The following is a 17,346-nucleotide window of genomic DNA, read 5'->3' as shown; positions in this document are numbered from 1 at the left end:
TGTCTACCGCGTGTACGGCCTGGCCTCAGCGGCTGCGCAGGGCGCCAGCAGTGGCCGGGGAGGCATGCAGCCAGCCGGCCAGCAGGCGGGTGGACAGGGGGATGAACAGGTAGACCATCACCGGTGTCAGGCCCAGGGTGCTGAGCAGTACCCGAGGCACCAGGTCCAGTGCTGCCAGCCAGTGGCCGAACACCAGGTTGAACACCAGTGAAACCGGGAAGAAGGCCAGCCAGATGGCCACGGCCTGCTTCCAACGCGGCGGTTTTTGCACCATATTGGTGCCAAACCAGTCGTCGATGCCGCTCACGCGCGCCTCTTTGGGGCGTTCGAACAGGCCGTTGCCGCGTTGCAACCAGGCTCGGCGCGAGGCGGAATGCTCCCAGGCATGCAGGGTCGGTTCGTCGCTGAAGCGGAAGATGATCTGGAACTCGTCGCTATCGCGGGGTGGCGCGAGGATGCCCGAGCCAAGGTAGCCGGGGAAGTCGGTGGCCAGCTGTTCGCCTTCATGCAGCCAGGCCAGCAGGTCCTGGTAGCGGCCATGGGCGGCGCGGCGCGACACCATCAGGGTGACGGGTGGGGTAGACATCGTGTATCTCCTGGCAACGGGGCTGGCGGGTAACCGGCCCCTTTGGCTGCGTGGCCCGGGGTGTTGGGCGACGCAGGCATACATGCAAGAATCGGGCGCGGATTATCGCCCATGTGCGATGCTCGGTAACTGTCAGCTGGCAAACGGTCGCGGCCCAGCGTCTGGTATTGTCGTAGTAAACTAGGTGTTCAACTTGCGCACACAGGGTACCCCGTGCAGATGAACGAACAGGGACGTAGTCCGGTAATCGATGCGGGCCTCGCGCAGCAGGACCTGTTTCCGATCCGTGAAGTTTCCCGCCTGACCGGCGTCAACGCCGTGACCTTGCGTGCCTGGGAGCGCCGCCATGGCCTGATCCAGCCAACCCGCACCGACAGTGGCCACCGCCTGTATTCCCAGGCCGACATCGATGACATCCGCCGCATCCTTGGCTGGCTGGAGCGTGGTGTGGCGGTGAGCAAGGTCGCCAGCATCCTCGCGCGCGGCCATGCCCTGGCCGGGCAGGCAGGTGGCGCGACGGACACCTGGGTGCGCTGGCAGCAGCAGATTCGCCAGGCGCTGCAATGTTTTGACGTGGCCGGCCTGGACCGCCTGTTCGACGAGGTGTTTGCCGCCTGCACCCTGGACCAGGTATTCAGCGAAGTGTTCATGCCGGTATGGCATGACCTGGCGGTCGGGAAAGGTGGCTACGGGCAGGTCAGCGAGTGGTTGTTCCTCGATCAGTTCCTGCGTGGCCGGGTGTTAGCCCGCTTGCAACTTGCCCGTGCACCGCGCAGCCGCAGGGTGCTGCTGGCGCCGTTGCCGGGGCAGTGCCACGAGCTGGAATTGCTGGTGACCAGCCTGACTCTGGGCAGCGATGAAGTTGGCGTGACGCCACTGGCGAGCGGGCAGCCGCTGGCGGAACTGGCACTGGTCTGCGAGCGCTTGAAGCCGGATGCCCTGGTGCTGTTTTCCCACCAGTCGCCCACGATGGAACTCACCCGGCGCCTGACGCGCCTGGTGGCAGGGCTGGAGTGCCCGTTGTTACTGGCGGGTGAAGCGGCGGAACTGGCACAGGACAGCCTGGCTGGCAGCCCGATCGCCTGCCTGGGCGCGCAGGGCAGCGTGATGCGCCAGCGTTTGCGGCAGTTTCTGGCCGGTCAGCTCGATACCTGAGTGTGAAGCTCGGGGTGGGCGCGGCGATGGGCCTGGAGGATATAGTCGCGCAGGCGTTCGATCTCTTCGGTGGGGCTTTGGCTAAGGTCGTAGGCGGCCAGGTCCTGGCCGATGCGCCGGCCCAGCACGCCATGCAGTTCGATGGGAGGGATGCCGCCAGGGGCAAAGCGCAGTTCGAAGCGGGCTGGTGCCGCTGGCAGGCCACGGACTTCCAGCAATGTACCCTTGAACGAGATATCGCGAACCCACAGGCCGCTTTCCTGCCCATGGGTATCGAGCAGTGCACTCGGCTGCTCCATCGACAGGCGCCAGGGGCGCAGCATGGGGCCGTCCTCGTAGATTTCCGGTGAGCCCAGTTGCAGGTGCAGGGCGTGGAACTCGTCCTCCACCAGTTGCAGCGGGAAGCTGATCTGCTGGTTGTTGAACTGGGCCTGCAAGGTTACCTGCTCGTTGGCCACCAGGCGGGTGAGCAAGCTCTGAATGCGGCGGTCGCCATTGACCAGCAGGCTCGACATGGGGTCAGCCAGGTTCAACTGTGGCGAATGCTGCATGTTCTGTATGAAATCCAGTTCGTCCTGGGTCAGGAGCGCTTCTGCTTGCATGATCGAACTCGGTGGTGGCGATTTCTTCAACGGAATTGACCGTGCGTGACGTACTTGGTTCAGGCGCGTTCGTCGGGTTTCGGACGAACGCGCAGTTCGGCCAGTTCCCGCTCCAGTTCGACCTGGCGAGTGACGTCTTTCTGGATACCGATGAAGTAGGTGCGCTGTTCAGCGTCGTGCCTTACCGGGGTGATCGACAGCTCGTTCCAGAAGGCGCTGCCATCCTTGCGGTAGTTGCGCAGCACTTCGCGGCACGGGCGGCCTTCGGCCAGGGCCTTGCGGATGCGGGCGCGGCCAAGCTGGTCACGGTCGTCGGCCTGCAGGAAGCGGCAATCCTGGTAGAGGATTTCGTCACGGCTGTAGCCGGTCAGGCGTTCGAAGGCGGCGTTCACGTAGATGAGGATGGTGTCGTCGCCTTCCTGTTCGGCGACCACGATGCCGTCATTGGACGCATCGACCATGGATTGCAGCAGTTGCGCGTTGATCATGTTCGGGCCATTGAGTAAACAAGGGTGCGAAGCAGGCTGAGGATGGTGACTTTGGTAGAGGCGGCCTTTTGCCAGCGCCGGATGCTAGTATCCTACGTTTTCACTCAGTTTCGGAATCCTCTACCCGATGAAAGTCGCCATTATTTCCGGATCGGTCTACGGCACCGCCGAAGAAGTCGCCCGTCACGCTGAAACGCTGCTCAAGGCTGCGGGCCTGGAGGCCTGGCATGCGGCGCGCGCTACCTTGCAGGACCTTGAAGGTTTTGCCCCCGATGCCTTGCTGGCTGTGACCTCGACCACAGGCATGGGCGAGCTGCCGGACAACCTCATGCCGTTGTACAGCAGCATTCGCGATACCCTGCCCGCGGCCTGGCGTGGCCTGCCGGGTGCGGTGATTGCGCTGGGCGACTCCAGCTATGGCGATACCTATTGTGGTGGTGGCGAGCAGATGCGCGAGCTGTTCGCCGAACTGGGCGTGCGGGAAGTGCAACCGATGCTGCGCCTGGATGCCAGCGAGACGGTGACCCCGGAGGCGGATGCAGAGCCTTGGTTGGCTGAGTTGGTGAGTACACTTAAAGCCTGACGGTTATTTTTCGCCTGTACCGGCCGCTTCGCGGGTGAACCCGCTCCTACAGGTACTGCACAGATTTCAGCGGCTGTGGTGTTTCTGTGGGAACGGGTTTACCCGCGAAGAGGCCAGCAAGGGCAACTCATTCCTTGCTGTCGAGCACCGGCCACTCGTTCACCAACGCCAACCACGCCTGCGCCGCCCGTGACAGGTACGCCCCACGCCGCCAGATGAACGCGATATCCCAACGCAAATCCTCTGGCGAGCGCAGCGGCAAACGCACCACCCCGGGGCGTTCCAGCGCTTTCGCCACCACACGGGGCAGCAACACCACGCCCTGGCCCGCCGCCACCAGCGCCGCGAGGAAGTCCGCCTGGCCACTGCGCCCGCCTTCTTTCGGGGTGAAACCCTGCTGCTGGCACGCCTTCAGCAATCGGTCATTGAGCACGAAGCTGCGCTGGTAAAGCAGGAACGGGGTATCGGCCAGCTGCTGCAGGTCCACCCTGTCCTCGCCCGCCAGCGCGTGGCCGACCGGCAGCAGGGCGTCCAGCGGTTCGTTGCAGAACGGCTGGTAGTCGAACGCCTCGTCACTGGGCGTCAGGCTACCACCCAGTTCCAGTTCGCCACTCCTGACCGCCTGTTCGATGTTGCGGCTGCCGCCTTCGAGCAACTGGATCGCGATGTTCGGGTGACGCCGCCGATACTCGGCGAACAACCCGGCAAACAGTGCGTCGCTGCCCAGCATCGGCAAGCCCAGGCGCAGTTCGCCGCGGCCCATCTGGCTGAGGTCGTCCAGTTCGCTGAGCAGCGCCTGACGTTGGCGCAGCAAGGCTTCGCCTCGCTCCAGCACAATGCGTCCGGCAGCGGTCAGGTGTAGCTGCGAGGCCTGGCGCTCCAGCAGCGGCTGGCCCACATCTTGCTCCAGCTGGGCCACCTGTTTGCTCACTGCCGACTGGCTGATGTGCAGGGTCTGCGCCGCCTGGGTGAAACCGCCGCGGTGGACCACTTCGATAAAGCTGCGCAGCTGTTTGAATTCCATGATCGCAATTCCATTCTGGAATGGTGTTCAGTCTAACAATTCGCTTCTGGCCTAGGCAGCCGAATCTTAAAATGAGGGCCTGTCGAGGATCCCCCCATGAAACCTGCGTTATTGAAAAAAGCCCTGCGCCTGCTTGTCGAGCTGGCGATCCTCTGTGCCCTGTTCCTGCTCGGCGGCCAGCTTGCCACCTGGCTGGGCTGGCCGATTCCCGGCGGCGTGATGGGCCTGGCACTGCTGCTGTTGCTGTTCGCCTCGGGTGTGCTCAAGCCGGCCATGCTGCAACTGGGCGCCGGCTGGCTGATGGCTGAGATGCTGTTGTTCTTCATCCCGGCGCTGATGAGCCTGCTCGATTACGGCGCCCTGATCCGTGCCGAGGGCTGGCGCATCTTGCTGGTGATCGCCGTGAGCACCCTGATGGTAATGGTGGTGACCGCGTTGACCGTGGAACTGGTGTGCCGCTGGAGGTTGCGCCATGAGCCTTGAACCCATGCCGCTGTTCTGGCTGGCCCTGACCTTGCTGGCCTACCTGGGCAGCCGCTGGTTGTACCGGCGCAGCGGGCGCTACCTGCTGTCGCCGCTGATCCTCGTGCCGGTACTGTTGCTGGCGGTGGCCGTGCCGCTGCACACCGCCTATGCCGAGTACGCCCGCAACACCCACTGGCTGATGAGTGTGCTTGGCCCGGTGACCGTGGCCTTCGCGGTGCCGATCTGGCAGCAACGGGCCATGCTGGCGCGCCACTGGCCGGCACTGATGGTGGGCATGGTCGCTGGCAGCAGTGCTTCGATCGCCAGTTCCTGGGGGTTGGCTCATATGTTGGCGCTGGACAGTGCGACCAGCCTGTCGCTGGTGCCGCGTTCGATCACCACGCCCTTTGCCATGCCATTGGCCCATGACCTGGGTGGCGTACCGGAACTGACGGCGGTGTTCGTGATGTTCACTGGTGTGCTGGGTGCCATGTTCGGCGGCGTGCTGCTGCGCTGGTTGCCGTTGCGCACGCCGCTGGCACGGGGCGCGCTGTTTGGTGTCGGCGCCCATGGCGCCGGGGTCAGCCGGGCACAGGAGGTGGGCCGCGAGGAAGGCTCGGTGGCCGGCCTGGTCATGGTCCTGACCGGGCTGCTCAACCTGTTCGCGGCACCGCTGCTGGCCATGCTGCTCTGACCGTTCGTGCCACTGACTCGCCAAGTCATCAAGCTGGCTGGCAACGCAAGTTCCAGCCCATGGGCTGCTGGCTAGACTCAGCCTCGACATAGAGAGCACATGTAAGTGCCGAGGTGACATGCAATGACCGCAGCCTTGCTCTATTCCGCCAACACCACTTCACCGGGACCGTTCTGATGCCTATGGCCGAAATTCCATTGTGCGTCTGGCGTACCCGGGGACAGAGTTTCGATTTCCGGGGCCAGAGCATCCGCTACTGGACCGCAGGGCAAGGAGAGCCCCTGCTTCTGTTGCACGGTTTCCCCACAGCCAGTTGGGATTGGCACTACCTGTGGGGGCCTCTGGCCCAGCGCTTCCGGGTTATCGCCTGCGACATGCTTGGCTTTGGCGATTCGGCCAAACCGGTCGATCACGTCTACAGCCTGATGGAGCAGGCCGACCTGCAGCAGGCCTTGCTCGCCGAGCTTAGGGTCGACCAGCCGGTGCATCTGCTGGCCCACGATTACGGCGGCAGTGTGGCCCAGGAACTGCTGGCGCGGCATCATGAACAGCGCGCCAGTATTGCCAGCTGCGCGTTCCTCAACAGCGGGCTGTTCCCCGAAAGCTGCCGCATGCTGCTGATCCAGAAGCTGCTGCTCAGCCGCCTGGGCTGGCTGGTAGGGCGCTCGTTCGGGCGCGACGACCTGGTGCGCAACGTGACCCAGGTCTACGGCCCTTGCTCCCACCCCAGTGAAAGCGTGCTGGATGACTTCTGGAGCCTGATCACCGCCAACCGTGGCACGCGCATCCTGCACAAGCTGGTGGGATACGTGCCGGAGCGCAGGTTGCACCGCGACCGCTGGGTTGGCGCGATGCAGCATGAAGGCGTGCCGCTGCGCTTCATCAATGGCATGGTCGACCCGCTGTCCGGCGCGCACATGGTGGAGCGCTACCGGCAACTGGTGCCGGAGCCGGACACCGTACAGTTGCAGGGCATCGGCCATTACCCGCATACCGAAGCGCCGGTGCAGGTGCTGCGCCATTACCTGGCCTTTCGTGAACAACCGCCGAGCTATCACCAGCAGAAAGTGGCGTGGTACTGACAGGGCCTCATCGCCGGCAAGCCGGCCCCATAACCATCGCGCTGCGTTATTGCCAGGCATTCAGCCAGCGTGAGCTTGATTGTTCACCCGCCGCTGGCGGCGGACACTCGGCTGACCTGAATCTGCCTGGAGCCATGAGCATGAGCGAGCCTGTCCGTCTGCAAGATCGCGTGGTGATCGTCACCGGAGCCGGCGGCGGCCTGGGCCGCGCCCATGCGCTGCTGTTTGCTGCGCGTGGCGCCCGGGTAGTGGTCAACGACCTCGGCGGCTCCACCCATGGTGAAGGTGCCAGCGCCTCCGCCGCCGACCGGGTGGTAGAGGAGATTCGTGCAGCCGGTGGCCATGCCATTGCCAACCATGATTCGGTCAGCCACGGCGCGCGTATTGTCGAGCAGGCCCTGGACAGCTTCGGCCGGGTCGATGTGCTGGTGAACAATGCCGGCATCCTGCGTGACAAGACCTTCCACAAGATGGAGGACAGCGACTGGGAGCAGGTCTACCAGGTGCATGTCGAGGGGGCTTACAAGGTCACCCGCGCCGCCTGGCCGCACATGCGCGAGCAGAACTGGGGGCGGGTGATCTTCACCGCTTCCACGTCCGGCATCTACGGCAACTTCGGCCAGGCCAACTACGGCATGGCCAAGCTGGGCCTGTATGGGCTGACGCGTACTTTGGCAATCGAAGGGCGCAAGCATGGCATCCTGGTCAATGCCATCGCTCCCACGGGTGGCACCCGCATGACCGAAGGGCTGATCCCGCCCCAGGTGTTCGAGCGGCTCAAGCCTGAGCTGGTCAGCCCACTGGTGGTGTACCTGGGCAGCGAACAGTGCCAGGGCAGCGGTGAGCTGTTCGAAGTGGGCGGCGGCTGGGTGGGCAAGGTGCGGTGGGAGCGCAGCTTGGGGGTAGGCTTCGATCCGCGTGAAGGCTTTACCCCGGAGCAGGTGGCGGAGAACTGGGCACGGATTGGCGACTTCGACGGGGCGGTGCACCCTCAGGACAGCTTGCAGGCGTTGCAGCAGATGATGGCGAACTTGCAGAAGTATCCGCTGGGCTGAGCTTTGTACTACCTGTGCTGGCCTCTTCGCGGGTACACCACAAGCCTCTGGGGTAGTGATATCTCTGTGGGAGCGGGTTTACCCGCGAAGAGGCCAGCACGGGCGAAGAATTTTTCAGGGCAGATAAAAAAGGCCGCTGCAAGCCGCAGCGGCCAATCGAGACGTCAGATCAAGGAGCTTCAAAATCTACGTCGGTGAACCTCGCAGGCCTGAAAGGCGGGGGGGAGAGCCCTTCATGCCGGCCAGTGAGTTAAGAATAAGCGCCTGATCCTGTAGGAAAAATAGCCGCTTATGACATTCACCTTTACGTATCGGGCAATAGTGCCGCAGGCGCTCAACCTGCGGGCGAATAGCCCATGCGCCAGCTGGTTTCCCGCGCTGCCGCCAGCAGCCGTTGCGCCGCCGGGCCATGCTCGTCGGCATGGAAGATCGACGTAGGCCCGACCACGGTCATCACCGCAGCGATCTGCCCCATGGCATTGAACACCGGTGCCGACAGCGCATCCACGCCCGGCATCAACAGCCCGTGTACATGGTGCAGGCCACGTTCACGAATGCCCGCCAGTACCGCCTGGTAGTCGGCGGCGCTGTGCTGCAGGGCGGCCAGTTCCCGGTCACGCAACTCCACGGTCTCGCGCTCGGGCAGGTAGGCGGCGAACACCAGCCCGGTAGACGACGTGAGCAGCGGCAGTACCGAGCCGATCTGCGTTACCACGGTGACCGCGCGCACTGCCGGCTCGATGCTGACCACTGTCGCGCCCTGGTTGCCCCATACGGCAACGAAGCAGCTTTCGTTCAGTTCATCGCGCAGTTGCGACAATGGCAGCGCGGCAATCTTCAGCACATCGATGCTGCCCAGCGCCGCCAGCCCTACCCGCAGTGCCTCGCGCCCCAGGCCGTAATGGTTGGTGGCCGCATCCTGCTCGGCAAAACCGCTGGCGATCAATGCCTGCAGGTAACGGTGCACCTTGCTCGCCGGCATCTGCACATGTTCTGCCAGGCGCGACAGGGAGGTGGACGGAGAGAGCTCGGCAAGGGCCTTGAGGATGTCGGTGCCGACCTCCGCCGAGCGGACTTTCTGCTTGCCGTTGTCGGCGGGGGAGCTGGCTTTGGCCATGGACATCTTCTTCCGGATTCTTCGAGTCGCGCCTTTATAGCTTGACGCATTGTCCGTAGCAAATTACGTTATTCGTAATCTGATTACGATAAAAACAATGCAGACGCGCTGCCACCCCGCCCCGGGCCAGCAGCCAGCTGCCAGCAACGGCTCGGCCAGAGCCCGGAGGCATCGATGAATCGCGATACGTCACCCGACCTTCACTACCTCAGCGGCTTCGGCAACGAGTTTGCCAGCGAAGCGCTGCCGGGGGCCTTGCCGGTCGGGCAGAATTCGCCGCAGAAGGCGCCCTATGGGCTGTATGCCGAGTTGCTCTCGGGCACGGCGTTCACCATGACCCGCAGCGAGCAGCGCCGCACCTGGCTGTACCGTATTCGCCCGTCTGCCTTGCACCCGCGTTTCGAGCGCCTGGCGCGCCAGCCGCTGACCGGCCCGCTGGGGGCCATCACCCCCAACCGCCTGCGCTGGAACCCCCAGCCGATCCCCGCCGAGCCGACCGACTTCATCGAAGGCTGGCTGCCCATGGTGGCCAACGCCGCCGCGCAAAAACCGGCCGGCGTAAGCATCTACATCTACCGCGCCAACCGCTCAATGGAGCGGGTGTTCTTCAACGCCGACGGTGAGCTGCTGCTGGTGCCGGAACAGGGCCGCCTGCGCATCGCCACCGAACTGGGGGTGATGGAGGTCGAGCCGCTGGAAATTGCGGTGATCCCGCGTGGCATGAAGTTCCGCGTCGAACTGCTCGACGGCCAGGCCCGTGGCTACATTGCCGAAAACCACGGCGCGCCGCTGCGCATCCCGGACCTGGGCCCGATCGGCAGCAACGGTCTGGCCAACCCGCGCGACTTCCTCACCCCGGTGGCGCACTACGAAGAGGCCGATGGCCCGGTGCAACTGGTGCAGAAGTTTCTTGGCGAACACTGGGCCTGCGAACTGCAGCACTCGCCACTGGACGTGGTCGCCTGGCACGGCAGCAACGTGCCGTACAAGTACGACCTGCGCCGCTTCAACACCATCGGCACGGTCAGCTTCGACCACCCGGACCCGTCGATCTTCACCGTGCTGACCTCGCCGACCAGCGTGCATGGCCTGGCCAACATGGACTTCGTGATCTTCCCGCCACGCTGGATGGTGGCCGAAAACACCTTCCGTCCACCATGGTTCCACCGCAACCTGATGAACGAGTTCATGGGCCTGATCAACGGTGCCTACGACGCCAAGGCCGAGGGCTTCGTGCCGGGCGGTGCCTCGCTGCACGGGGTGATGAGCGCCCATGGCCCCGACGCCGAAACCTGCGAAAAGGCTATTGCCGCCGACCTGGCGCCGCACAAGATCGACAACACCATGGCCTTCATGTTCGAGACCAGCCAAGTGCTGCGCCCGAGCCTGCAAGCCCTTGAATGCCCGCAGTTGCAGGCCGACTACGATAGTTGCTGGGCCACCTTGCCGAGCACCTTCAACCCGAACCGGAGATAACCATGAACCAGACCGCCATTGCCCGTAGCTGGGTCGAGCACGCCAACGGGCACAGCGACTTCCCGCTGCAGAACCTGCCGTTGGGCATCTTCAGCCGGCCGGGTGAAGCCAGGCGCTGTGGCGTGGCCATCGGCGACGCGATCCTCGACCTGGAGGCGGTGCTGGCCGCCGGCCTGTTCGACGGTGCCGCCAAGGCCGCCGTCGAGGCCACCCGTGGTGGGGCGTTGAACGCATTCTTCGCCCTCGGCCGCGGTGCCCGCGTTGCCCTGCGCGAGCGCCTGCTGGTGCTGCTGGGCGAGCACAGCGAACACCAGGCGGCGCTGCAGGCTGCACTGTATCCGGCCAGCGCTTGCCAGCTGCATGTACCGGCGCAGATCGGTGACTACACCGACTTCTACGTGGGCATCGAGCACGCCAAGAACGTGGGCAAGCTGTTCCGCCCCGACAACCCGCTGCTGCCCAACTACAAGTACGTGCCGATCGGTTATCACGGCCGCGCCTCGACCATTCGCCCGTCCGGCACCGATGTACGCCGGCCCAAGGGCCAGACCCTGCCGGCCGGGCACACCGAGCCGAGCTTCGGGCCCTGCGCGCGCCTGGACTATGAACTGGAACTGGGCATCTGGATCGGTCAGGGCAATGACATGGGCCAGGCGATTCCGGTAGGCGATGCCGCCGAGCACGTGGCCGGCCTGTGCCTGCTCAACGACTGGTCGGCGCGCGATATCCAGGCCTGGGAATACCAGCCGCTGGGCCCGTTCCTGTCCAAGAGTTTCATCACCACCGTCTCGCCCTGGGTGGTCACCGCCGAAGCGCTGGAGCCGTTCCGCTGTGCCCAGCCGGCACGCCCGGAAGGCGACCCGCAGCCACTGTCGTATCTGCTGGACAAGCGCGACCAGGCCGCCGGTGCATACGATATCGAGCTGGAGGTGCTGCTGCTGACCGAGCGCATGCGCGAGCAGGGCCTTGCCCCGCACCGCCTGACCTTGAGCAACACCCGCAGCATGTACTGGACGGTGGCGCAGTTGGTCGCGCACCACAGCGTCAACGGCTGCCAGTTGCAACCGGGCGACCTGTTCGGTTCGGGCACGCTGTCGGGCGCCACGCCAGGTTCGTTCGGCAGCCTGCTGGAGATCACCGAAGGCGGCAAGCACCCGGTGGAGCTGGCCAGCGGCGAGGTGCGCAAGTTCCTCGAAGACGGCGACGAGATCATCCTGCGTGCCCGCTGTGCGCGTGATGGTGTGGCCAGCATCGGCTTCGGCGAATGCCGTGGCACGGTCATCGCGGCCAACTGAGGAGGCAGGGGCATGGAGCTGTACACCTATTACCGTTCCACCTCGTCCTACCGGGTGCGCATTGCCCTGGCACTGAAGGGGCTGGCCTACCAGTCCCTGCCGGTCAACCTGCTGCAGGGTGAGCAGCGTGGTGCAGGCTATGTCGCCGTCAACCCGCAGGGCCGCGTGCCGGCCTTGCGCACTGACGGCGGTGAGCTGCTGGTGCAGTCGCCGGCGATCATCGAGTACCTGGAAGAGGTTTATCCACAGCCCGCGCTGCTGCCTGCCACGGCCGAGGCGCGCGCCAAGGTGCGGGGCGTGGCGGCGATCATCGGCTGCGACATCCATCCATTGCACAACGTCAGCGTGCTCAACCGGCTGCGTCAGGCCGGCCAGGACGAGAGCCAGGTCAACCAGTGGATCGGCCACTGGATCAGCCAGGGGCTGGCGGCAGTGGAGCAACTGATTGGCGATCACGGCTTCTGCTTCGGTGATGAGCCGGGCCTGGCGGATGTCTACCTGATCCCGCAGTTGTACGCGGCCGAACGCTTCAACATCGACCTCGACAGCTTCCCGCGCATCCTGCGGGTTGCCGCCCTGGCGGCCGGTCACCCGGCGTTCGCCCAGGCCCACCCCGCACAGCAGCCGGACAGCCCGGCTCAGTGAATGGAACGGTTCGCCGCCGGAAGCTTGCCGATACGTTCGGACAGCTTCAGGCGCTGGACCGGGTCTTCCGTCAGCAGTAACGCATGCTCCAGGTCGAAGCGCTCGGCCTGCGGGCAATCCAGGTGCTGGTAGAGCGAGGCACGGGTCACGTAGTCGCTGACCTGTACCGGCCCCAGTTGCATGACTCGCTCGGCATCGATCAGCGCCGCCAGGTGGTCGTCGTTGCTCATGTGCAACTGGCGCAGGTTGCGCGAAAGGCGTTGCAGCATCTGCTGCGGGCTGGCGCTGCGCATGTGCTCGGCAGTCAGCGCTACCTGCGGGCCGAACTGGCGTGCCAGCAGCTCACGGCAATCGTTAGGGTACAGGCGCCGGCCACCACAGGGGTCGAGCAGGTGATCGGCACCTGGTACGCGCAGCAGGAAATGGCCGGGGAAGCCGACGCCCTCAAGGGGGATGGAGAGGCGCCAGGCCAGTTCCAGGGCGAGGATGGCCAGGGTCAGCGGTTGGCCACGGCGGCGCTGCAGCACCTTGTCCATCATCGCGGCATGCGGGCGCAGCGGGTGGTATTCATCCTGCTGGAAGCCCAGGGCAGTGAGTTGGCGCAGCAGTGGCTGGGCCAGTTCGCACAGCGGCAGCATCGGCAGGTTGGCGCTGATCTCGCGCTGCAGGTCATGCAGCTTGGCAAGGCTGGCCGCGGGCTCGACGCTGGGGTCGTGCTCGGCGGCAATCCACAATGCGGCTTCCAGCAGGGCGACGGGCTCGCGTTCCAGGCAGGCCAGGCAGGCTTGACGTGGCTTCATGGGGCTTCTCCACACACGCTTGAGTATTAGCCGCGGCGCGCGGTTTCGTCCAGTGGTCCGGCGGCGGCGCCAGCCCAAGGGCCGTGCCTATACTGGAAGGAGCACCTCGTAGGGGAGCCTGTCGATGTTCGCGCTGATGCAAAGCACCCGTACCCAGTCGTTGCACTTGTTCACCCACCCGCCCACCGGCCTGAAGGCCGTGGTGGTGATCCACAGCGAGCAGCTGGGCCCGGCCATGGGCGGCTGCCGCTACCTGCCTTACGCCGATGATGAAAGCGCCATGACCGACGCCATTCGCCTGGCCCAGGGCATGAGCTACAAGGCGGCGCTGGCCGGCCTGCCACTGGGGGGCGGCAAGGCGGTGATCATGCGCAACCCGCATGTGGAAAACCGTGCTGCGCTGTTCGAGGCCTTTGGCCGCTTCATCGACACCTTGCAAGGGCGCTTCATCATCGCCGTGGACAGTGGCACCTCGACCCTGGACATGGACTGCATTGCCCAGAGTACTCCGCATGTGACCAGCACCACGGCCTCGGGTGACCCCTCACCGCATGCGGCGATGGGGGTTTTTGCCGGCATTCGTGCGACCACTTCGTTCCGCCTTGGCAGTGATGACCTGCAAGGGCTGCGGGTGGCGGTGCAAGGGCTGGGCAATGTCGGTTATGCGCTGGCGGAGCAACTGCATGCGGCGGGTGCGGACCTGCTGGTGAGTGATCTGGACCCTGGGCGGGTGCGGCTGGCGGTGGAGCAGTTCAATGCCCATCCGGTGACCAACGATGCGTTGATCAGCACCCCTTGCGACATCTTTGCCCCTTGCGGCGTGGGGCCGGTGTTGAACGGGCAGAGCGTGATGCAGTTGCGTTGCGCGGCAGTGGCGGGGGCGGCGAACAACCAGTTGACCACCTTGCAGGTAGCCGACCAGCTGGAGTCGCGCGGGATACTGTATGCACCCGACTACGTGATCAATGCCGGTGGGTTGATCTATGTGGCGCTCAAGCATCGTGGCGAAGACCTGGGCACCATCACTGCGCACCTGGCGCGGATACCTTCGCGGCTGACCGAAGTGTTTGGCCATGCGCAGGCAGAGAAGCGCTCGCCGGCACGGGTGGCGCAGATGCTGGCGGAGCGGTTGCTCTACGGCTGAAGGTTGATACCGGCTTTGCTGGCCTCTTCGCGGGCACGCCCGCTCTCATGGAGTTGCACATAACTCATTGAATTAGCAGGGACTCTGTGGGAGCGGCTTTAGCCGCGAACACCGGCGCAGCCGGTGCCATGCACCGCGTTGGATTCTTCGCGGCTAAAGCCGCTCCCACAGGAATACCTCCAGCCCAGCGCTTGTGCCGTACCTGCTGGAGCGGCCAGTGCAGGCAATTACTCGGCCGCTGGCGCTTCGAGCAACTCGGCCAACGCATCCGGCTGGCTCTTGAACGCCCTTGCGAACACATCGCGGTTCCTGGCCATGTAGATACCGGCTTCCTCGACCTGCTGCTCGGTCAGCGAGGGCACTGCCTTGTGCAGTACTTCGGCGAGGCGCTCGGCCAGTTCGAGCATCTTGTCGTGACGGTCTGCTTCGGCCTTATCCATGAACAAGCGCTCCGGGTCGCGGCTGCTGCGGTACACCACTTCGACGGCCATTCATCACCTCTATGCCTTTTGCTGGGTTTATACTGTATACATATACAGTAATGGCAATGTTGATTGGTTCGCAAGCAGAAATTGTAGCGTGGCGCAAAGGGCTTACTGCTTCATGCCCAACTCAGCATCATCCATCAGCGCCTTGGCCATCGCGCTCAAGTAGTGCGCAGCCCAGATCATCATCGGTTTCTCGTCCATCAGGCCGGTGATGGTCAGTTCGCGTACATAGCCCATCAGCTCTGAGGACTGCTCGCGGGCGTCCCGGCAAGGGATGCCTGGCTCGATGCGGAAGAGTGGGTGGGTGCCGTTTTCACCTTGGAAGAAGGTGGTTTTGCCGACGGTGAATTGGGTGTCTTCTGTGGTCATTTTTGAATCCCCTGAAAATTCTCGACTGCCTGGACGGGCCCTTTCGCGGGTGAACCCGCTCCCACAGGTACTGCATCTACCTCAGGGCCTGTGGAGATCCTGTGGGAGCGGGTTTACCCGCGAAGAGGCCAGCCCAGACAACGCAACACTCAAACCTCAGTGCAAAGTCCGAGGCTCAGCGGGCATCTGCACCTGAACTAGTGCCGACTCAAGCAAAGCCCGCAACGTCTCCAGTTCATGCATTGAGGTCATCATCAAAATCGATGCTGGCGACTTGGGCTGAAGCAACAAGGCCTGATGCACCACGGTGGCTGCGCACAACGCATAGTCCGTAGCCTGGATCAGGGTGTCTTCAAGGGAATGGGGGTGGATCGGGGACTACTTTCAGCATGATGAAGGCCTGTTCAAGTTTGGGCCACCACCTCCTGCTGTCAAACAGGAAGGCGGCAGCTGTGCATGGGTTGACAGACCGGTGAACAGAACCAAAAGCCGGCGCACACGAGGTGCCCCATGACAGCTGCCATAAAGGCAAAGCCATGTGGTTAGTTCAGGGCGGCCTGTCAAAGCCGGTCGCTGTTTGCCAGCGACGATCCGAGACTAGTGCTCATCCCCGAACACCACAATGGCAGGGAGTATCTTTGGGAAATGCCCTACAAGGAAGGGGTTAAATCTGATTTTTCCCAGCACAGGGCCGTGTTTCTGGCAACTTGCCACGCCTCAAGGTGCCTTGCGGCAATCGGTCGCCTTCCAAGGCAGGGGCCTGGCCCTTTAACTGCATGGCACAAGCGTCACAGCGGTGACGCATCATCCTTCAAGACGTATCGGGGAATGGAACATCGTGAACATCAAATGGGCAGAAAAGCTGCGCAAGGGCCTGCACGGCTCGGCCGACTCGCTGGGCAACCTGTGCGTCGAGGCATTCCATTACCTGGCACTGTTCGGCATCGGCGCGATCACCGCCTATGCGGCGGTGATGACGTTCATGGACATGCTCGGCAAGGGTGGGGTCAGTGTCGATGACATCCTGCTGCTGTTCATCTACCTGGAACTGGGGGCGATGGTCGGTATCTACTTCAAGACCAACCACATGCCGATCCGCTTCCTGCTGTACGTGGCCATCACTGCGCTGACCCGCCTGCTGATCGGCGACGTCTCGCACCACAAGGCGCCGGACGCAGGGCTGTTGTACGTGTGCGGTGGCATCCTGTTGCTGGCGTTCGCGATCCTGGTGGTGCGCTACGCCTCTTACCGCTACCCCTCGACCAAGGCGCTGGATGCCAGCGGCAAGGAAGTGGAGGAGGGCAAGTAGCCCTCAGGTGGCCATGAAGTGGCGCGGCTCGTGGCGTGCATCGCGGGTCAATGCGGCCAGCACCTGCATGGGGTTCTGGCTGAGTTCGATGGCCAGGCCCAGGCGGATGCTGTCGATTACCCGCTGCAGGCGCACCGGGTCATTGCGCTGGGCCTGGGTGATGAGGCGCTTGGCGACCACGCCGGCGTCGTCGGAAAGGGTCAGCATGATGCTGCCGTCGAGGTTTGCAATACTCAGGTTGACCCGGTATTCGGGGGCGAATGCAGCACTGATTCGTTCGAATGGGTTGCTCATGGTCTTGCTTCTGCGCTGAATGGATGCAGCAGTTGACCGGGAGTATTGCCGGTTGGTTCAGCGCCATCGATCGATACAAACGAAAACGCCCGGCATCAGGCCGGGCGTTTTGCATTGCCGATCAGGCGTCCGGATCACTCAGCTCCAGGGCGCCGCGCTTGCTGCGCAGTTTGCCGTAGAAGTGTTCCAGCGCGTGGTTGAGCTTGGCGGCGGCACCGTCGACCGCCTGGTCCAGCGAAGTGGCGGTGTGGGTCACCGAAATCGGTTGATGGCCTTTGGGGCGAGCCTCCATCTGGCAGCGTTTGTCATGCGGTCCGGGCTTGGCGCCGTTCTCGTCGCGCAGGTGAACCTCGATGCGGGTGAGGTCGTCCTCGTAACGTTCCAGCGAGTTCTGCAGTGTGCTGCGGACCCACTGGTCGAGCCGGGCATTGCCTTCGAAATGGTTGCTGCTGTTGACCTGGATTTGCATGATTCAATCCTTATTCAGCTTGCTCGCATGGAGACGCGCCTAGGCCTTTGAGACCCTTGGTATTTCTGCGTCTCTTGACTCTAAGGTCAGGCAATGGCGTGACGAATTCAAGCCCTTTTTGAAAATAAATTTCTTGTTGCATTCAAGGCGACAGGCGGCGCATCGCTCGGCCTTTGCTTATGAGAATTGAAATCATTATTATTGCA

Annotated in this window: 21 protein-coding genes and 1 pseudogene; 11 read left to right on the top strand and 11 right to left on the bottom strand. The window is 63.8% G+C overall.

What is annotated here, in order from left to right; translation table 11 throughout:
• Positions 1-25: 25 nt before the first annotated feature.
• Positions 26-586 (bottom strand): antibiotic biosynthesis monooxygenase, encoded by a 561-nt coding sequence (locus tag J5M71_RS21415; protein WP_087503172.1) that lies wholly within the window; start codon positions 584-586, stop codon positions 26-28.
• 219 nt (positions 587-805) lie between these two features.
• Between J5M71_RS21415 and J5M71_RS21410 the strand changes: the two genes are divergently transcribed.
• Complete coding sequence (locus J5M71_RS21410; RefSeq protein WP_207836459.1) at positions 806-1,741, top strand: MerR family transcriptional regulator; 936 nt, start codon at positions 806-808, stop codon at positions 1,739-1,741.
• On the opposite strand, the gene J5M71_RS21405 is transcribed toward J5M71_RS21410, so the two are convergent.
• Entirely contained in the window at positions 1,726-2,343 is a 618-nt protein-coding gene (locus J5M71_RS21405; protein WP_207836457.1) for a hypothetical protein, read from the bottom strand. The genes J5M71_RS21410 and J5M71_RS21405 overlap by 16 nt on opposite strands.
• A gap of 59 nt (positions 2,344-2,402) precedes the next feature.
• Complete coding sequence (locus J5M71_RS21400; protein ID WP_207836446.1) at positions 2,403-2,831, bottom strand: PAS domain S-box protein; 429 nt, start codon at positions 2,829-2,831, stop codon at positions 2,403-2,405.
• Between the two features lie 127 nt (positions 2,832-2,958).
• On the opposite strand from J5M71_RS21400, the gene J5M71_RS21395 reads away from it, so the two are divergent.
• Positions 2,959-3,414: a flavodoxin gene (locus J5M71_RS21395; protein ID WP_207836421.1), complete on the top strand. Its 456-nt coding sequence runs from the start codon at positions 2,959-2,961 to the stop codon at positions 3,412-3,414.
• Between the two features lie 127 nt (positions 3,415-3,541).
• Here the strand turns inward: J5M71_RS21395 and J5M71_RS21390 are convergent, their stop codons facing one another.
• Positions 3,542-4,438, bottom strand: a complete 897-nt coding sequence (locus tag J5M71_RS21390) for a LysR family transcriptional regulator (protein WP_207836419.1) — start codon at positions 4,436-4,438, stop codon at positions 3,542-3,544.
• A gap of 96 nt (positions 4,439-4,534) precedes the next feature.
• Here J5M71_RS21390 and J5M71_RS21385 point away from each other — a divergent pair, with 96 nt between their 5' ends.
• The 4 genes from J5M71_RS21385 to J5M71_RS21370 all read left to right on the top strand — a co-directional run bounded on the left by J5M71_RS21385 (position 4,535) and on the right by J5M71_RS21370 (position 7,734).
• A complete protein-coding gene (locus tag J5M71_RS21385; RefSeq protein WP_207836417.1) occupies positions 4,535-4,921 on the top strand; it encodes a CidA/LrgA family protein in 387 nt (128 codons plus the stop codon).
• Positions 4,911-5,597, top strand: coding sequence for an LrgB family protein (locus J5M71_RS21380; protein ID WP_024087732.1), 687 nt, complete (start codon positions 4,911-4,913; stop codon positions 5,595-5,597). The genes J5M71_RS21385 and J5M71_RS21380 overlap by 11 nt, the downstream gene beginning before the upstream one ends.
• Positions 5,598-5,773: 176 nt before the next feature.
• Positions 5,774-6,679: an alpha/beta hydrolase gene (locus J5M71_RS21375; RefSeq protein WP_207836415.1), complete on the top strand. Its 906-nt coding sequence runs from the start codon at positions 5,774-5,776 to the stop codon at positions 6,677-6,679.
• Positions 6,680-6,819: 140 nt separating this feature from the next.
• The gene (locus tag J5M71_RS21370) at positions 6,820-7,734 is read left to right on the top strand and encodes an SDR family oxidoreductase (RefSeq protein ID WP_207836413.1); all 915 of its coding nucleotides are present in this window, start codon (positions 6,820-6,822) and stop codon (positions 7,732-7,734) included.
• 334 nt (positions 7,735-8,068) lie between these two features.
• On the opposite strand, the gene J5M71_RS21365 is transcribed toward J5M71_RS21370, so the two are convergent.
• Positions 8,069-8,851, bottom strand: a complete 783-nt coding sequence (locus tag J5M71_RS21365) for an IclR family transcriptional regulator (RefSeq protein WP_063913376.1) — start codon at positions 8,849-8,851, stop codon at positions 8,069-8,071.
• 174 nt (positions 8,852-9,025) lie between these two features.
• Here J5M71_RS21365 and hmgA point away from each other — a divergent pair, with 174 nt between their 5' ends.
• From hmgA to maiA, 3 genes are read left to right on the top strand one after another with little or no spacing between them, the layout of a single operon-like run.
• A complete protein-coding gene (gene hmgA, locus J5M71_RS21360; protein ID WP_207836411.1) occupies positions 9,026-10,327 on the top strand; it encodes a homogentisate 1,2-dioxygenase in 1,302 nt (433 codons plus the stop codon).
• Positions 10,328-10,329: 2 nt separating this feature from the next.
• Positions 10,330-11,622, top strand: a complete 1,293-nt coding sequence (fahA, locus tag J5M71_RS21355) for a fumarylacetoacetase (RefSeq protein ID WP_207836409.1) — start codon at positions 10,330-10,332, stop codon at positions 11,620-11,622.
• A 12-nt stretch (positions 11,623-11,634) separates the two neighbouring features.
• Positions 11,635-12,267, top strand: a complete 633-nt coding sequence (gene maiA, locus J5M71_RS21350) for a maleylacetoacetate isomerase (protein ID WP_207836406.1) — start codon at positions 11,635-11,637, stop codon at positions 12,265-12,267.
• Here the strand turns inward: maiA and J5M71_RS21345 are convergent.
• Complete coding sequence (locus tag J5M71_RS21345; protein WP_207836398.1) at positions 12,261-13,067, bottom strand: tetratricopeptide repeat protein; 807 nt, start codon at positions 13,065-13,067, stop codon at positions 12,261-12,263. The two genes, maiA and J5M71_RS21345, sit on opposite strands and share 7 nt — an antisense overlap.
• 124 nt (positions 13,068-13,191) lie before the next feature.
• Between J5M71_RS21345 and J5M71_RS21340 the strand changes: the two genes are divergently transcribed.
• Positions 13,192-14,211 carry a Glu/Leu/Phe/Val dehydrogenase gene (locus J5M71_RS21340; RefSeq protein WP_207836396.1) on the top strand — a complete coding sequence of 340 codons (1,020 nt, stop codon included), beginning with the start codon at positions 13,192-13,194 and terminating at the stop codon, positions 14,209-14,211.
• A gap of 227 nt (positions 14,212-14,438) precedes the next feature.
• Here the strand turns inward: J5M71_RS21340 and J5M71_RS21335 are convergent, their stop codons facing one another.
• The 3 genes and pseudogenes from J5M71_RS21335 to J5M71_RS21325 all read right to left on the bottom strand — a co-directional run bounded on the left by J5M71_RS21335 (position 14,439) and on the right by J5M71_RS21325 (position 15,459).
• On the bottom strand, positions 14,439-14,702 hold the full coding sequence (locus tag J5M71_RS21335) for a YebG family protein (protein ID WP_063913370.1): 264 nt from the start codon (positions 14,700-14,702) through the stop codon (positions 14,439-14,441).
• A 102-nt stretch (positions 14,703-14,804) separates the two neighbouring features.
• Positions 14,805-15,068: a DUF3077 domain-containing protein gene (locus J5M71_RS21330; RefSeq protein ID WP_063913369.1), complete on the bottom strand. Its 264-nt coding sequence runs from the start codon at positions 15,066-15,068 to the stop codon at positions 14,805-14,807.
• Positions 15,069-15,224: 156 nt separating this feature from the next.
• A pseudogene (locus J5M71_RS21325) lies at positions 15,225-15,459 on the bottom strand (hypothetical protein).
• A 447-nt stretch (positions 15,460-15,906) separates the two neighbouring features.
• Here J5M71_RS21325 and J5M71_RS21320 point away from each other — a divergent pair.
• Positions 15,907-16,377, top strand: a complete 471-nt coding sequence (locus tag J5M71_RS21320; protein ID WP_087500522.1) for a phosphate-starvation-inducible PsiE family protein — start codon at positions 15,907-15,909, stop codon at positions 16,375-16,377.
• A gap of 3 nt (positions 16,378-16,380) precedes the next feature.
• On the opposite strand, the gene J5M71_RS21315 is transcribed toward J5M71_RS21320, so the two are convergent.
• Both J5M71_RS21315 and J5M71_RS21310 read right to left on the bottom strand, forming a co-directional pair.
• Positions 16,381-16,671, bottom strand: a complete 291-nt coding sequence (locus tag J5M71_RS21315; protein ID WP_207836394.1) for a DUF3509 domain-containing protein — start codon at positions 16,669-16,671, stop codon at positions 16,381-16,383.
• Positions 16,672-16,792: 121 nt separating this feature from the next.
• A complete protein-coding gene (locus tag J5M71_RS21310) occupies positions 16,793-17,140 on the bottom strand; it encodes an HPF/RaiA family ribosome-associated protein (RefSeq protein ID WP_063913366.1) in 348 nt (115 codons plus the stop codon).
• Between the last annotated feature and the right edge of the window lie 206 nt (positions 17,141-17,346).

The sequence above is a fragment of the Pseudomonas sp. 43(2021) genome, from assembly GCF_017490805.1.
Lineage (GTDB): Bacteria > Pseudomonadota > Gammaproteobacteria > Pseudomonadales > Pseudomonadaceae > Aquipseudomonas.
This window is presented reverse-complemented; position numbering and strand designations above follow the sequence as displayed.

Bases quoted from the DNA above. Each gene is read 5' to 3' on its own strand.
- maiA (WP_207836406.1), top strand. From the start codon at position 11,635: ATGGAGCTGTACACCTATTACCGTTCCACCTCGTCCTACCGGGTGCGC.
- fahA (WP_207836409.1), top strand. From the start codon at position 10,330: ATGAACCAGACCGCCATTGCCCGTAGCTGGGTCGAGCACGCCAACGGG.
- J5M71_RS21395 (WP_207836421.1), top strand. From the start codon at position 2,959: ATGAAAGTCGCCATTATTTCCGGATCGGTCTACGGCACCGCCGAAGAA.
- J5M71_RS21375 (WP_207836415.1), top strand. From the start codon at position 5,774: ATGCCTATGGCCGAAATTCCATTGTGCGTCTGGCGTACCCGGGGACAG.
- J5M71_RS21400 (WP_207836446.1), bottom strand. From the start codon at position 2,831: ATGATCAACGCGCAACTGCTGCAATCCATGGTCGATGCGTCCAATGAC.
- J5M71_RS21405 (WP_207836457.1), bottom strand. From the start codon at position 2,343: ATGCAAGCAGAAGCGCTCCTGACCCAGGACGAACTGGATTTCATACAG.
- J5M71_RS21345 (WP_207836398.1), bottom strand. From the start codon at position 13,067: ATGAAGCCACGTCAAGCCTGCCTGGCCTGCCTGGAACGCGAGCCCGTC.
- J5M71_RS21310 (WP_063913366.1), bottom strand. From the start codon at position 17,140: ATGCAAATCCAGGTCAACAGCAGCAACCATTTCGAAGGCAATGCCCGG.
- J5M71_RS21340 (WP_207836396.1), top strand. From the start codon at position 13,192: ATGTTCGCGCTGATGCAAAGCACCCGTACCCAGTCGTTGCACTTGTTC.
- J5M71_RS21385 (WP_207836417.1), top strand. From the start codon at position 4,535: ATGAAACCTGCGTTATTGAAAAAAGCCCTGCGCCTGCTTGTCGAGCTG.
- J5M71_RS21315 (WP_207836394.1), bottom strand. From the start codon at position 16,671: ATGAGCAACCCATTCGAACGAATCAGTGCTGCATTCGCCCCCGAATAC.
- J5M71_RS21380 (WP_024087732.1), top strand. From the start codon at position 4,911: ATGAGCCTTGAACCCATGCCGCTGTTCTGGCTGGCCCTGACCTTGCTG.
- J5M71_RS21390 (WP_207836419.1), bottom strand. From the start codon at position 4,438: ATGGAATTCAAACAGCTGCGCAGCTTTATCGAAGTGGTCCACCGCGGC.
- J5M71_RS21330 (WP_063913369.1), bottom strand. From the start codon at position 15,068: ATGACCACAGAAGACACCCAATTCACCGTCGGCAAAACCACCTTCTTC.
- J5M71_RS21410 (WP_207836459.1), top strand. From the start codon at position 806: ATGAACGAACAGGGACGTAGTCCGGTAATCGATGCGGGCCTCGCGCAG.
- hmgA (WP_207836411.1), top strand. From the start codon at position 9,026: ATGAATCGCGATACGTCACCCGACCTTCACTACCTCAGCGGCTTCGGC.
- J5M71_RS21415 (WP_087503172.1), bottom strand. From the start codon at position 586: ATGTCTACCCCACCCGTCACCCTGATGGTGTCGCGCCGCGCCGCCCAT.
- J5M71_RS21370 (WP_207836413.1), top strand. From the start codon at position 6,820: ATGAGCGAGCCTGTCCGTCTGCAAGATCGCGTGGTGATCGTCACCGGA.
- J5M71_RS21365 (WP_063913376.1), bottom strand. From the start codon at position 8,851: ATGGCCAAAGCCAGCTCCCCCGCCGACAACGGCAAGCAGAAAGTCCGC.
- J5M71_RS21335 (WP_063913370.1), bottom strand. From the start codon at position 14,702: ATGGCCGTCGAAGTGGTGTACCGCAGCAGCCGCGACCCGGAGCGCTTG.